The sequence below is a fragment of the Kushneria marisflavi genome (genome assembly GCF_002157205.1).
Lineage (GTDB): Bacteria > Pseudomonadota > Gammaproteobacteria > Pseudomonadales > Halomonadaceae > Kushneria > Kushneria marisflavi.
Map to the genome: position 1 here is coordinate 260224 of NZ_CP021358.1, position 14799 is coordinate 275022.

General features: G+C 58.5%; 13 protein-coding genes. 5 read left to right on the forward strand and 8 right to left on the reverse strand.

The features are described 5' to 3' along the window. Window positions 1-5 precede the first annotated feature (5 nt). From mrdA to B9H00_RS01290, 5 genes are all read right to left on the reverse strand, one after another. Window positions 6-1922 carry a penicillin-binding protein 2 gene (gene mrdA, locus B9H00_RS01270; RefSeq protein ID WP_086899131.1) on the reverse strand — a complete coding sequence of 639 codons (1917 nt, stop codon included), beginning with the start codon at window positions 1920-1922 and terminating at the stop codon, window positions 6-8. A 73-nt stretch (window positions 1923-1995) separates the two neighbouring features. Then, window positions 1996-2463, reverse strand: a complete 468-nt coding sequence (gene rlmH / locus B9H00_RS01275; protein ID WP_086899132.1) for a 23S rRNA (pseudouridine(1915)-N(3))-methyltransferase RlmH — start codon at window positions 2461-2463, stop codon at window positions 1996-1998. Next, entirely contained in the window at window positions 2460-2825 is a 366-nt protein-coding gene (gene rsfS / locus B9H00_RS01280) for a ribosome silencing factor (RefSeq protein ID WP_086622663.1), read from the reverse strand. The genes rlmH and rsfS overlap by 4 nt, the downstream gene beginning before the upstream one ends. A 90-nt stretch (window positions 2826-2915) precedes the next feature. Beyond that, entirely contained in the window at window positions 2916-3578 is a 663-nt protein-coding gene (gene nadD, locus B9H00_RS01285) for a nicotinate-nucleotide adenylyltransferase (protein ID WP_322788260.1), read from the reverse strand. Beyond that, on the reverse strand, window positions 3565-4845 hold the full coding sequence (locus B9H00_RS01290) for a glutamate-5-semialdehyde dehydrogenase (RefSeq protein ID WP_086899134.1): 1281 nt from the start codon (window positions 4843-4845) through the stop codon (window positions 3565-3567). Before B9H00_RS01290 ends, nadD begins: the two co-directional genes overlap by 14 nt. Window positions 4846-5051: 206 nt before the next feature. Here B9H00_RS01290 and B9H00_RS01295 point away from each other — a divergent pair, with 206 nt between their 5' ends. Then, entirely contained in the window at window positions 5052-6470 is a 1419-nt protein-coding gene (locus B9H00_RS01295) for a bifunctional DedA family/phosphatase PAP2 family protein (protein ID WP_086899135.1), read from the forward strand. A 64-nt stretch (window positions 6471-6534) separates the two neighbouring features. On the opposite strand, the gene mpl is transcribed toward B9H00_RS01295, so the two are convergent. Together mpl and B9H00_RS01305 are read right to left on the reverse strand one after the other, a co-directional pair. Continuing rightward, window positions 6535-7920, reverse strand: coding sequence for a UDP-N-acetylmuramate:L-alanyl-gamma-D-glutamyl-meso-diaminopimelate ligase (gene mpl / locus B9H00_RS01300; RefSeq protein WP_086899136.1), 1386 nt, complete (start codon window positions 7918-7920; stop codon window positions 6535-6537). A gap of 35 nt (window positions 7921-7955) precedes the next feature. Further along, window positions 7956-8198, reverse strand: coding sequence for a hypothetical protein (locus tag B9H00_RS01305; protein ID WP_086899137.1), 243 nt, complete (start codon window positions 8196-8198; stop codon window positions 7956-7958). Between B9H00_RS01305 and B9H00_RS01310 the strand changes: the two genes are divergently transcribed. Then, entirely contained in the window at window positions 8197-9456 is a 1260-nt protein-coding gene (locus B9H00_RS01310) for a 6-phosphofructokinase (RefSeq protein WP_086899138.1), read from the forward strand. The two genes, B9H00_RS01305 and B9H00_RS01310, sit on opposite strands and share 2 nt — an antisense overlap. A 94-nt stretch (window positions 9457-9550) precedes the next feature. On the opposite strand, the gene B9H00_RS01315 is transcribed toward B9H00_RS01310, so the two are convergent. Further along, window positions 9551-11239 (reverse strand): bifunctional protein-serine/threonine kinase/phosphatase, encoded by a 1689-nt coding sequence (locus B9H00_RS01315; protein WP_086899139.1) that lies wholly within the window; start codon window positions 11237-11239, stop codon window positions 9551-9553. A gap of 229 nt (window positions 11240-11468) precedes the next feature. On the opposite strand from B9H00_RS01315, the gene ppa reads away from it, so the two are divergent. The 3 genes from ppa (at window position 11469) to accB (ending at window position 14792) form a co-directional block, all read left to right on the forward strand. Then, window positions 11469-12005, forward strand: coding sequence for an inorganic diphosphatase (ppa, locus tag B9H00_RS01320; protein WP_086899140.1), 537 nt, complete (start codon window positions 11469-11471; stop codon window positions 12003-12005). A 167-nt stretch (window positions 12006-12172) separates the two neighbouring features. Continuing rightward, window positions 12173-14089, forward strand: coding sequence for a protein-disulfide reductase DsbD (gene dsbD, locus B9H00_RS01325; protein WP_157663154.1), 1917 nt, complete (start codon window positions 12173-12175; stop codon window positions 14087-14089). A 229-nt stretch (window positions 14090-14318) separates the two neighbouring features. Continuing rightward, window positions 14319-14792 carry an acetyl-CoA carboxylase biotin carboxyl carrier protein gene (accB, locus tag B9H00_RS01330; protein ID WP_086899142.1) on the forward strand — a complete coding sequence of 158 codons (474 nt, stop codon included), beginning with the start codon at window positions 14319-14321 and terminating at the stop codon, window positions 14790-14792. Window positions 14793-14799: the final 7 nt, after the last annotated feature.

Sequence of the window (14799 nt, forward strand, 5' to 3'; positions counted from 1 at the left end):
CATCGTCAGTCTCCCGTTGCAATCCGCTGTGCGGTATTTTCATTTTGCCGGGCATGACGCTGTGCTTCCTCACTGGATTTCATGTTTGGCAAAATCCAGGCATCCAGCATTTCGCGCGCAATCGGCGCGGCGACCCTGCTGCCGCCGCCACCATTTTCGATAATGACCGCCACGGCAATTTTGGGATCATCCACCGGAGCATAGGCTGTGAACAGAGCGTGATCATGCAGACGCTCTTCAAGCTCGGAGGCGTTGTACTTCTCCTTTTGACCCAGCGTAAAGACCTGAGCCGTGCCTGACTTGCCCGCCATGCGATATTGAAGGTTACGACCTGACGCACGCCCCGAGCCTTCACTGCCGCTCATGACATTTTCCATGGCATCGTGGATCAGATCCCACCAGTGCGGGTTGTCCAGCTTGATGTCGTCAGGCGTATTCTCGAACGGCGGGGCAATCCTTTTGTCACCGACCTGCATGGCCAGATGAGGTCGTACCCATTTGCCATTGTTGGCCATCACGGCCACGGCGGTGGCCATCTGAAGCGGGGTTGCCAGCCAGTAGCCCTGGCCGATACCGACTGACAGGGTTTCTCCCGGATACCAGACCTGATTGTAGCGACCGCGCTTCCAGTCACGACTGGGCATCAGGCCGCTGCCTGCCCCCCAGACATCCAGACTATGATCCTCGCCGAACCCATACTTGTGCATGAAGCTTGAGAGCCGGTCGATCCCCATTCGATGGGCCAGCGTAAAGAAGTAGGTATCGTTGGAAACCGTAATGGCGCGTTTCATGTCGACCCGCCCATGCCCCCAGCGCAGCCAGTTACGATAGCGTCTGGAATCATTGGGCAGTTGATAATAGCCCGGATCATAGACCGTATCGGACGGCTGAATGAGACCGTATTCAAGGCCTGCAGACGCCATGTAGGGCTTGACCGTGGAGGCCGGCGGATACTGCCCGCGCGCCGCCCGGTTATACAACGGCATATCCACATCGTCTCGCAGAGCCGCGTAGGACTTCGTATCAATGCCGGTCACGAACTTGTTATTGTCAAAGCCAGGCTCTGACACCATGGCCAGAATGGCGCCGGTCGCGGGCTCGATAGCGACAATGGCCCCACGCTTGCCCTTCAAAAGATCGTGACCCAGCTTTTGCAGTTTTGAATCCAGCGTTAGCGTCAGGTTCTTGCCGGGCTGTGGAGGCGTTCGATCGATTTCACGCAGTGCGCGTCCACGAGCGTTGGTTTCCACCCGTTTGACGCCCGCATGACCATGTAACTCATCTTCATAGAACCGCTCGATGCCGGTCTTGCCGATGAAGTGTGTTCCGGCATAGTTACTGGTATCAATACGCTGCTGGTCTTCCTGACTGATGCGTCCGACATAGCCCAGCACGTGGGACATCCACTCCCCGTCGGGATAGTAACGGATGAGCTGGGCCTCTACCTCGACCCCGGGCAACCGATATCGATTGACCGCGATTCTGGCGATCTGATCCTCGGTAAGATCACTGAGCAGCAGCGCCGGCTCGTAGGAGCGCAGCCGCTCGCGCGAGCGCTGAGTCAGGACGTCATGCTGATCTTCGGGAAGCCCCAGAATATTGATTAACCGATCAATGGTCTGACCGACATCGCCGGCCTGTTCGCGCACCAGCGTCAGGTTATAGGTTGGGCGGTTCTCGGCCAGCACCTCGTGGTTGCGATCAAAGATCAGACCACGGTTAGGCGGTAACGGCTCGACGCGCATGCGGTTTTTATCCGAGCGCGTAATGAAGATGTCGTGTTGAACAACCTGTAGCCATACCATGCGCCCGATCAAACCGGAAAACATGATAAGCACAAACAATGCCGCCACGATGCTGCGACGGCGAAAGATGCGGGCCTGCTGTTCGGAATCCTTAAGCGTGGCGCGACGTGGGCGCATTGACAATATTGCCCAAAAACGATGAACGGATAAGTCGCCCGATAGGCGCAAGACGATGCACGCTTAGACCCCGCTAGCGATGGTAGGGATGGCCGGTCATCAGCGTCCAGCCACGATAGAGCTGCTCGGCCAGCAACACACGTACCAGCGGATGAGGCAGCGTCAGGGGTGACAATGACCAGCGAAGATCAGCGCGCGCCAGGCAGCGCTGATCGAGACCGTCAGGACCACCGATCAGCAGCGACACGTCGCTGCCGGCCATCTGCCAGTCCCGCATTCGCTCGGAAAGCACCGGGGTCGACCATGGCTTGCCTTCGACATCCAGTGCTACAACGAGTTCACTGTCCTTGATTCTGGACAGCAAACGGTCTCCCTCTACGCGTATTGCCTTTGCGGGATCGGCGCTTTTCTGACGTGGCCCGGGCGAAAGCTCGACGACCTCGAGAGACATCTCGCGCGGCAGACGCTTGCGGTATTCCTCAACGCCCTGCGTCACCCAGCCCGGCATTCGCGTACCGACAGCGAGCATTTTCAACTTCAAGACTGATGCTCACCTACTGCTTCATGGCGACCCAGATCATTGGGAAGCTCGCTCCAGAGCCTTTCCAGATCATAGAGCCTGCGGGCCTCCGGCATCATGACGTGGACGACCACATCGCCGAGGTCCACCAGCACCCAGTCGCTGCCGGCCTCACCTTCCACGCCCAGCGGACGAACGCCTTCATTTTTCGCGCGCTCGACCACGTTGTCGGCCAGTGCCTTGACGTGTCGACTGGAAGTACCGCTGGCCACCACCATGACATCGGTCACGCTGGTCAGTCTGGAAACATCGAGCTCGGCGATATCACGCCCCTTGAGCTCTTCCAGGGCGTCAACCACCAGAGATGAAAGTACTGTCTGCATAGCTCCTCGGATATAGATGATTCAAAGCGCATTGTACCGCTGTCGGGCGGATGCACCATAGACATTTGACGCTTTTGACCGCCAGGGCAGTTACTCGGACGTATCGAGGTAAAGTCCGTGCTGCTCAATAAAGGCTTCAACGGCCGACGGCATCAGATATCGCACGCTGCGCCCTGATGCCAGCGCCCGCCGGATCGCGGTCGCTGAGATGGCCATGCCGGTAGTCTGATCATAATCGAGTACACCACCACAGGGCGTTGCCATGAGCGCATCAATGCTGTCCACGCGGCGCGCCTCGACCAGCGCTTCAAGCGCCTGACACTGCACTTCATCGCTTTCGGGACGACCGATGACCAGAATATGGGCATAATCAAACAGCGCCTCGGGCTCGTGCCATTCATGAAGCTTCAAAAAGGCATCGCGGCCCAGCACCATGAGAAGGCGCGCCTGCTGACCGTATTGCTCGCGCAATGACCGGAGCGTATCCAGCGACCAGGATGGTCCATCGCGGTGAATCTCGCGGTTATCGGCCACCAGCCCCGGCGTGTCCGATAGCGCCAGCTTCAGCATGCTCAGACGATCCTCGGAGCTGACACCCGGTGCACTGCGATGCGGCGGCAGATGCGCCGGCACCATGTGAATGACATCCAGCGAGAGCGCTTCGCGCAACTCGACGGCGGCACGAAGGTGCGCCATGTGAATTGGATTGAAGGTGCCGCCAAACATGGCGACACGAGCATTACGTTCTGACATGACCATCGCCCAGCACGATGTATTTACGCGTGGTCAGACCTTCCAGCCCTACCGGCCCCCTGACATGCAGCTTGTCGGTGGAAATACCGATTTCGGCCCCAAGACCATACTGCGCGCCATCGGCAAAGCAGGTCGGCGCATTGACCATCACGGAACTTGAATCCACCTCGGCCAGAAATCGCTGGGCATGACCGAAGTGGTCACTGACAATGGCATCAGTGTGGTGAGAGCCATAATGATTGATATGCTCGATGGCTACCTCAATGTCATCGACCACCCGAATGGACAGCACCGGCCCCAGATACTCGGTCAGCCAATCCTCCTCGGTGGCCGGCTCGACGTCAGCCAGCTTCTGCACCCTGTCACAGCCGCGCACCGTCACGCCGGCCTTTTGAAAGCGCTCAACCATTGCCGGCAGAAAATCTTCGGCCACGGGCTGATCCACCAGAAGTGTCTCCATGGCACCACAGATGCCGTAGCGAAAACACTTGGCGTTGAAGGCAATCTCGGCGGCCATATCCAGCGAGGCATGGCGATCGACAAAGACATGACAAAGCCCTTCCAGATGCTTGATAACCGGAATACTGGCCTGCTCCGAGATTCGTTGAATCAGCGACTTCCCACCTCTAGGGATGATGACATCCACGTAGTCGCGCGCCGTGATCAACGCGCCCACGGCCTCGCGACTGGTGGTTTCAATCAATTGAATGGCATGGCCTGGCAAGCCGGCCTTTTCAAGCCCGGAGGCGATGCAGCGAGCAATGGCACAGTTGGACTCGAACGCTTCCGAGCCCCCCCGCAGAATGGCGGCATTACCAGCCTTGAGACAAAGCGCTGCAGCATCCACCGTCACATTGGGCCGGGACTCATAGATGATGCCGATGACCCCCAGGGGTGTACGCATGCGACCGATACGCAGCCCGTTGTTCTGGGTACGCATCTCATCGATACCGCCGATCGGGTCCGGCAGGGCAGCCACGGTTTCAAGCCCGGCAATCATGGCGTCAACGCGTGCCGGCGTCAGCAGCAGGCGATCCATCAGCGCCTCTGAAAGTCCATTGTCCCTGCCACGTGCCATGTCGCGCGCATTGGCCTCCATCAGCATATCTCGCTGCTGGGACAGCTCGTCAGCCATGGCAGCAAGGGCGGCGTTGCGCTGCCCGGTAGAGCTGCTGCGAAGCCAACCGGATGCCTTGCGCGCCTGCTGGCCCAGCAAGGCCATATGTGCGGCAATATCGATATCTTCCTGGTGCCCCTCAGACGTCATCTGCGCTGTTCTCCTGTATCCCAAATGCGCGGCTGTGCTTGTCCATTGTCCTGCCATGACGCTATCGGAGCGCACTGCGGCTGACTATACTGGCCAACGATTTACGTTTGCCTATCCGATACTTATGAATCGCTACTATAAGCCAGTTGTCGGCGGCAGTAAAAACCGCGCCGGGCGCGACAAGCCATTGTGTGGAGTCCTTTCGAATGCACCCCGTTGCCCTGATTGATCAGTGGGCACATAACCCAATGGTTCTGATTCTGATCGTGGGTATTGTTGCCTTGCTCGAGTCGCTGGCACTGGTCGGCCTGATGGTACCAGGCGTTGTCATGCTGACGGCGGCGGCGTCACTGGCAGGCCATGATCAGACCTCCATTGCCTTTCTGATGATCAGTGCCTTCATTGGCGCCGTGATCGGCGATGGTGCCAGCTACTGGCTGGGCCGTACCCAGCGTGACCGCCTTCGCGGCTGGTGGCCATTCAATCGCTATCCGCAGTGGGTCGACAAGGGCGAGCGCTTTTTTACTCGCCACGGTGCCCTGTCGGTAGCGTTTGGTCGTTTTGTCGGCCCCGTACGACCCATCATTCCGATGGTGGCCGGCATGATGCACATGCCGCCGACGCGTTTTTTGACCGTCAACGTGCTCTCGGCACTGTTCTGGGCACCGGCCTATCTATTGCCCGGCTACTATCTGGGTCGCAGCTGGCAGCGGCTGGTGCACATGCCTCCCGGCACTGAGCAGTGGTTATCCGTTTTAATGCTCATGCTGATTGTGCTCGCCTTTGCCCTGTCATGGCTGCGCCGCCGACTCGATCGCGACAGCTTTATCTATCGGGGGCTTTTGATGAAAGCACGGCGCTACAGCCTTTCACGACGCCTCTGGTTAAGCCTTCGACAAAAACGAATCAGAGGTGAAATTCCGCTGGCGTCCATCGTGCTGCTGTTGACAGGCATCCTTGCCTTTATCGGCTGGACCTGGCTGGTCGCAGGACTCAAGCAGCCCCTTGCGATGGACATTGCCGCTCAAGGCTTCTTTTCGCGGCCGGATAATGTCGTTTTGATGCGTGCCTCAACTGTTCTGGATCGCATCGGCGATGCCATTGGCATCATGGCCATGCTTTTACCCTGGCTTGTCTGGCTTTTGTGGCGAAAACGTCTGGCTGCCCTGTTCCACTGGGGCGGCGCAATGGCCCTGCTGGCCTTTGGCAATACAACCCTCAAGCACTGGGTAGGTCGTGCTCGGCCCGAGACCCCTGAGCATCTGATCGGGTCGTTTTCCTATCCAAGCGCCCACGCTTCAACTGCCGTGGTGTTCTGGGGGCTGAGTGCTGCCTTTATTGCCGAAGGGCTCTCAAGCCGTGCCAGACGGTGGCCCTACTGGGTGGCCATCATGGCCGCCAGCGTCGTTGCCCTGTCGCGGTTGACCTTTGGGGTGCACTGGCTCAGCGATATTGTCGGCGGTGCTCTGCTGGGGCTGATCATCTGTAGCGCTACCCGCATCAGCTACCACTTCTTTGCACACCGCTACGTTGCAGGTGCCGTCCAGCGCAGACAGATTGTCCTGCTGACACTGGCATCCCTTGTGATGGTGATCGTAAGGATTGTGTGGCTACCTGCCTTCTGACGCGCCCTGCCTGCCAGCGCCACGCTCATGCCGGGGCCATATACATATGGCCCCGGTCGATTTTTCAGGCCCCGACATCCACCTCCTGTCCATAATACTGGCCAAGAGCGTCCAGCAAACGTTCGTGCACATTATCAAAACCGCCGTTGCTCATGATCACGATACGATCTCCCGGGCGGGCCTTTTCGACCAGCGCATCGATCAACTGCTCGGTGGTGGTCATGGCATGAGCCGGGACCGGGCAGGCCTTTGCCACCTCAACTACAGACCATCCCAGCGTCGCCGGCTGATACCAGTAAACCTCATCGGCACTGGCAACGCTGGCCGGCAGCCGAGCCTTCATGGTGCCCAGTTTCATGGTGTTGGAGCGCGGCTCGATGACGGCAATCAGCCGCCCATGGGATGATACGGACCGAAGTCCTTCCAGCGTCATCGCAATGGCAGTGGGGTGATGGGCAAAATCATCGATCACCTGAATATCATTGACGCTGCCGCGCAGTTCCTGGCGACGCCTTGGTGATGCAAAGGTGGTCAGCGCCGCCGAGGATTGTTCGAGCGTGACGCCTACAGCCCTGGCCGCAGCCATTGCCGCCAGTGCATTACGCCGGTTGTGTTCACCGCTCATTCTCCAGCGCACTACCCCTTCACCATCGGGCGATGTGACAACAAACTGCTGGTCTTCAAAGCCGTCCTTAAGCTGCCACTGCGCCTGATCCGTACGGCCAAAACGGGCGACCGGCGACCAGGCCCCCATCTCGAGCACGCGTGACAGTGCCGGCTCGTTATCTGCCACTATCAGCTGGCCATTGCCCGGCACCAGCCGTACCAGGTGATGAAACTGGCGCTCGATCGCGGCCAGGTCAGCAAAGATATCCGCGTGATCAAACTCCAGATTATTGAGCACGGCCACTTCCGGCAGGTAATGGACGAACTTGGAGCGCTTGTCGAAAAAGGCTGTATCGTATTCATCGGCCTCGATCACGAAGACGCCCCCGGGCGACCCGGCTCGCGCCGAAATCCCCAGATTGCGTGGAATGCCACCGATCAGAAAACCCGGTGACAGTCCGGCCTGCTCAAGAATCCACGCCAGCATACTGGCCGTGGTCGTCTTGCCATGGGTCCCCGCTACTGCCAGCACACGCCGATGACGCAGCACGTTATCGGCCAGCCACTGAGGCCCCGAGGTGTAGGGAATGCGCTGATTGAGGACGGCCTCGACCTCGACATTACCGCGAGACAGCGCATTGCCGATGATCACCAGATCAGGGACGGGCTGCAGATTGGCGGCGTCAAAGCCGTGCCCGGCATCAATACCGTGAGCGGCAAGCTGTGTACTCATGGGCGGATAGACGCCCTTGTCCGAGCCCGTCACCTGATGGCCGAGCTCGCGTGCCAGCAGCGCCAGGCTGCCCATGAAAGTGCCACAGATGCCGAGAATATGAATATGCATGAAAAATAGGGCTCTCCGTCAAAAGCCGAATCAGCCTAGCATGGCCCGCGAATCAACGTCAGGCTCCGGTTCACCTGCAATTGATGCATCTCTGACTGGATCAGGCCTGCAGGTAATGGATATGATCGCCCCACGGGCAATGCCCGATGCCGGCCATCGATCCGCTGATCGACCAACAGCAGCGCAGCCCACAAGAGGCGCGCCACGTTGCCGAGAGACAGCTCGGTCAGCAACCACGATGTTGGCCGACCTTCATTCATAAGAAGCAGGAAGCTCATGACCTCCAGTAACGCCTTTTACGCACAATCAGGTGGTGTGACGGCCGTGATCAATGCCAGTGCCTGCGGTGTTATCGAAACATGCCGCAAGCACAGCGATCGCATTGGCACACTCTATGCCGGACACAATGGCATTATCGGTGCATTGACCGAGGATCTGATTGATACCAGCCTGGAAAGTGACGAGGCCATTGCAGCACTGAGACATACCCCGGGCGGCGCCTTCGGCTCCTGTCGCTACAAGCTCAAGGACATCGAGACGCATCGCAGCCAGTACGAACGGCTCATCGAAGTCTTCAAGGCCCACGATATTCGCTATTTCTTCTATAACGGCGGCGGTGACAGTGCCGATACCTGCCTGAAGATCTCGCGTCTTTCCGAGCAGATGGGCTATCCGTTGCAGGCCATCCATGTGGCCAAGACCGTTGATAATGACCTGCCGATTACCGACAACTCTCCCGGCTTCGGTTCGGTAGCCAAATATATCGCGACATCGACGCGTGAAGCGGCCCTGGACATCGCCTCGATGTGCTCCACCTCCACCAAGGTGTTCATCCTGGAATCCATGGGCCGTCATGCCGGCTGGATTGCGGCAGCCGGCGCACTGGCCAGCGAAACCAACGATGGCCCGCCGCACATGATCCTGCTGCCGGAAGTGCCCTTCGACCGCCAGCGCGTCATGAGCCATATCGACGCGGCGGTCAAGAAACACGGCTACTGCGTGGTGGTGGTCTCCGAAGGCGCCCGCTATGAAGACGGCACCTTCCTGGCCGATGCCGGCAACACCGACGCCTTTGGTCATCGCCAGCTCGGCGGTGTCGCACCGACACTTGCCGGCATGGTCAAGCAGGATCTGGGCTACAAGTATCACTGGGCCGTGGCTGACTATCTCCAGCGTGCTGCGCGCCATCTGGCATCTGCTGTCGATGTTGAACAGGCCTACGCCGTGGGTCAGCGTGCCGTTGAATGCGCGCTTGAAGGCAAAAACGCCGTCATGCCCGCCATTCAACGTGACAGCGAAGAGCCCTACCGCTGGTCGATCATCGACGCACCGCTCGAGCAGGTCGCCAACCAGGAAAAGTTCATGCCGGCGGAATACATCCGTGAAGATGGCTTTGGCATCAATGATGCCGGTCGTCGCTATCTGCGCCCGCTGATTCAGGGAGAGGATTTCCCTCCGTTTGAAAACGGCCTGCCCAAGGTTGCTTCCCTGCGACTTGAGCGCATCGCCAAAAAGCTCCCGGAATACCACCTCTAAAGCCAGCCCCTGACGCACCGGCTTTAACGCCACGTCAACAAAAAGCCCCGGTCACACAGGTGTGGCCGGGGCTTTTCAATGCCTCATATCTATCCTATTTGATCATCATGACGGCAATCAAAAGCGCCAGCAGTGCCGCGGCAATGCCCTGCCATACCCTCAGGGATTTTTGCCTTGAGGGCAGCATATCGGGCACCGGTTCTGGCACGAGAGAAGATGCATCATCGTCTTCATCATCCACAAACGTCGTGGCATAGCGCAGCGCCTGAATCAGTTCGGATAGACGCCGGAAACGCAGGGCTCTACGCGGTGAAAGTGCACGCTGTAATGCATTGTCCAGCGCCACCGGCACCTGCGGGTTGATATCACTAGCGCGACGATAGGTCAGCGTTGAAAGTGCCTGCTCATCTTTCAACGTATTCGGTGCCGCCGCGTAAGGCATGGCACCCGTCAACAACCAATAAGTGGTTGAGGCCAGTGAATATTGATCGCTTCGGCGACTGACCCCCAGCCCAAGAGCATACTCCGGCGCACTATGCATGCCGAGCCTGCCTTCGCGCGCCAGCGCCAATGCAGCATTGTTGTCGTCATCAAGTCGACGGGCACAGGCCCCAAAATCGATCAGGACGACCTGATCATGCTCGTCGATCATGATGTTTTCAGGACGAATGGCCTGATGAAGAATATCCCGACGATGAAGGGCATGCACGGCACGAGCAAGCTGGCGTGCGATATCCAGTCGTTGCTCGATCCCGGCCTCGGGATGCTGCTCCAGCCAGTGATCCAGCGGCTGCCCTTCCACCGGTCGCATCAGGTAGTAAAGATGACGCCGGGGTCGCGGTGGCGTCACGATACGTACCACAAAAGGCGAGCGCACTCGCTCGCCAATCCATTGCTGTAACAGGAAATGCTCCAGATACGGATTTCTGGACGACATCTCCGGACTTGGGACCTTCATCACCATTCGCCGCAGCGACGTCTCATCCCGAACGCCGTAAACGTGGGCGCGCGCCGTTTTTGAAATGATCGACTCAATGAGAAATCCATCAATGCGATCTCCTGCTTCAAGCTCGGCAGGAATCGGCATCTGCCCGGGCAGTTGAGAGGGCAAGCCCGCCTCCTCACTGGGCAGCCCTTCAATTTTCACCAGCTGAAAGCAGAAGGCTTCGGCACCATAGCCTCGCGCGCCGGCACGCTCGCGCGCCATGCCGGCCAGACGCTCGCAGGCAGCATCCAAATCATCATCCTGTTGACGAATGGCATGCACATAATCCGTGGGCGTCAGCGTTCCGCGTACGGCCTGCGAGGTAAAAAGAAACACATCACCCGTCTTGAGCGGCAGGGTCATGTGATCGATATCGATGTTGTTGTCCATGCCCAGCGCACGAGAGGGATAGCGATACCCCCCCAGGTCCGTGACGTGATCACGTGAAATCTGCTCGAACTCGGCACCTCTCAGGCGAAAGACAAGCGTATCTCCCATGTGAAACAGAAAACTTTCCCGGCCACGAAAGATAATGGCAGACAACGAGCTGATATAACTGCCACCCTGAACATAGCGACTCTGGCTATAACACCAGCCGTTAAGCGCTCGCAGCACTCTCGTGGCCGACGTCTTGATGTCCCAGTGATCAGGTGTGGAGTAGTAGTCAGCCAGGAAACCACGCACGGAAATGTCGCCGGCCTGACGGGCAATGGCATTGCGCCAGGTAGAGTCCGCGATAATGGCACAGGCGCCCTTGGCCTCGAGCTGACGCGAATTGTCGGGGATCTGGACCGACATCGATGAGCGGTGACGGCGTTGATCAGGCGCCACGAACGCATGTCCGAAACTTAAAGACAGGCCACTTTGCACGTCACTGGCATCCTTTTTTACGAGGCAACGGTTTTATCGTATTGTGCGGATCGGGAGCTACCGATCGACCGGATTGGTAATCGTCCTGCCTGGTTCGTATAATTTTCCACGATTTTCACCCTCGAATTTTCAACCCGCAAACGCAAGGACTCGATCGATGAGTTTCGACAAGATCCCCGCCGGCAAGGATGTTCCCCACGATTTGTTCGTGGCGATTGAAATTCCTGCCAACCATACGCCAATCAAGTATGAAATCGACAAGGATCTCGACGCGCTGCTGGTCGATCGTTTCATGCCGACCCCGATGTTCTACCCGGCCAACTATGGCTTTATCCCCAATACTCTGGCCGACGACGGGGATCCGCTGGACGCACTGGTCGTCACGCCCTACCCGGTACAGCCTGGCTGCGTCATCCGTGCACGCCCGGTAGGCATCCTGCACATGACCGATGAAGCCGGCGAAGATGCCAAGCTGATCTGCGTACCGCACCAGAAGCTTTCTGCCGCCTACGACGATATCGAAGAAGTCACCGACCTGCCCGAGCTGCTGCGTCAGCAGATTGCTCATTTCTTCGAGAACTACAAGGATCTCGAAAAGGGCAAGTGGGTCAAGATCGACACATGGGGCGACAAGGCAGCCGCCATCAAGGCCATCGAAAAATCCATTGATGCTTTCCAGAAGGAAAGTCACTGATCATCACGTCATGATCGTGTGACCATTGAAAGACCGATCAGCGAACCTATTCGCTGAAAAAGTGTCTTTCTGACTGCATGTCGCGGCGCCATGGTGCCGCGACATGTTTTATTCCGGCACTACCTTTTCCATTTTCGGCATTGCGATATGCCAGCGCTGCGGAGTTCATGATGTCGCGCGCCCTCTTTTTGTTACTCGTTATCCTGCTGAGCGCGGTCCTTTCAGGCGCGGCCTCTGCAAACGATATCTTTTCCAGCGTCAACGACGATGTGGTTGTTGAGGGCGCCAGCCGCGTCGATAGCGCCGTTACGACCTCTCCATGGCAAACCTCGAAGGACAATGCCTCCAGCGACGGCAACTTCCTGCCGGTTGATCAGGCATTTACCTACAAAGCATGGCGTGAAGGCAATACGATCAAGGTGGGATTTGAAAGTGCAGACGCTTACTACCTCTATCGTCACCGCTTCGGTCTTGAAAGTGACCGTGCCGACATCACCCTGAGTGCACCCGACATTCCTCGCGGGGAAGCCATTCACGATGAGTTTCTGGGCGATGTGGAAGTCTTTCATCATCCGCTGATCATGACGGCGATACTGAAAACGCCGCTGCCCGACGAGGCCGCGGTTCCGATCCGGGTTCATTTTCAGGGCTGCGCCGAGGCCGGCCTTTGCTATTCACCCGAGACACGCCATCTTCAGGCAGCGCCAGGCGATACGCCCGAGCGCTTCATTGATGCTCAGGGGCCGGATAATTCGATACCGGCGACCGATACTGTCACGCCGCCATCATCTGATAACGCTACCGGGGCGCCGCTACTGCCAGACCAGGCCGGCCTGCTGGTCATGATGGGAATCTTTGTTCTGGCGGGCCTGGGGCTTGCCTTCACGCCGTGTGTGCTTCCCATGCTGCCCATCGTGACCACCCTGGTGGTCGGCCAGAATGCCGACAAACGCCGGGCACTGGCATTGTCATCGGCCTATGTCGCCGGCATGGCGCTGACCTATGCCGCCCTGGGGACACTGATGGGTCTTTTCGGCGCCGGCCTCAACCTGCAGGCACGTTTGCAGTCGCCCTGGATTCTGATCCCCTTTGCCGGCCTGTTTGTCATATTGGCCCTGTGGCTAATGGGAGCTTGGCAGCTTCCGACTGGTGGGCGTTTTCAACAACGCATCAATACATGGCAGGATCGGCTGCGTCATGCAGGCCTGTCCGGTGCCGCACTGGCCGGAGCCCTGTCGACCCTGATCGTCTCGCCCTGCATTTCTGCTCCGCTGGCCGGCGTACTGGTGTATCTTTCCGCCGGCGCCAACCCGCTGACCGGCATGCTGGCTCTGCTGGCACTGGGGGTGGGCATGGGCCTCCCCCTGATTCTTGTCGCCACGCTGGGCGCCGGCTGGCTGCCACATAGCGGGCCCTGGATGGAAGGCGTTCGTCAGCTCTTTGCCGTGGCGCTGGCAGGCGTTGCCCTGTGGCTGCTTGACCGTCTGATCCCCTCAACCCTGTCGCTGGGGCTATGGGGCGGGCTTATGGTACTGACCAGTGCAGGCATGGGCGCCCTGTCGGGCAGCAGGCTGGCACTCTGGTCGCGTCTTCGTCAGGCACTGGCCCTGATGATTCTTTTCTGGGGGGCTTTATGCCTGATCGGTGCCGCCATGGGGCATGAGGATCCATGGATGCCGCTGGCCAGTGATGGGCAAGCCTCGCCGAGCACCAGCAATATTGCAGCCCCCGAGATGACTACGGTGACAACGCGTCAGGCCCTTGACGATTTAATCCGTCATGCGGATAGGCCGGTCATGGTGGATGTCTATGCTGACTGGTGTATCAGCTGTCGTCATTTTGAGCGTGACGTACTGGGAGACGACGATATACGCCGGCAGCTTCAGGACCTTGACCTGATTCGTCTGGATGTCACGGATAACGGCCCGGAAGTACGTGCGCTGCTCAAGCGTTATGGCCTTTTCGGCCCCCCGGCACTGCTGTTTTTCAGCGGCGGACAGGAAATGACCGATCAGCGTACTCAGGGTGAAATCGAGCGTCCCCGGATGCGCGATTTGCTCAAGCAGGTTAAAGAAAATGCCTGATCGAATTTGGCTCATATCATTCGGCGACTTTCTGGACACCGTTCGCTTTTTTCGGCAAACTCCCCCAACACATTTGCGGCGACGTGATCGTCTGAGATCATGTCGCTATCTTGCCGGTTGACCTTCAGGTTAACCATGAGGTGTTCGAGGGCACATCCGCTGCCTGACAACAGAGTTTATTTCCCGGGCCCTGTGCCAGACGAGGCCCGATCGATCAACAGGTATTGCCATGGACATTCGCAAGGTCAAGAAGCTCATCGAGCTGCTGGAAGAATCCAACATCAGCGAAATCGAGATTCAGGAAGGCGAGGAGTCCGTCCGCATCAGCCGCAATCTGCCCGGCCAGCAGGGTCAGGTCATGATGCCGCAGGCACCGATGGGCTATTACCCGCAGACTCAGGCACAGCCGCAGCAGAGCACCGGCGGTGCACCGGCCGCGGCCGAAGAATCCGCACCGGCCGTGCCGAGCGGCCATCAGGTGCTTTCTCCGATGGTCGGCACCTTCTATCGCGCGCCGGCACCCGGTGCCAAGTCGTTCGTCGAAGTCGGCCAGACCGTCAGAAAGGGTGACACCATCTGCATCGTTGAAGCCATGAAGATGATGAACCAGATCGAAGCGGACAAGGACGGCGTGATCGATGCCATCCTTGTTGAAGATGGCGAGCCGGTCGAGTTCGACCAGCCCATGATCATCATTGCCTGACAGGATT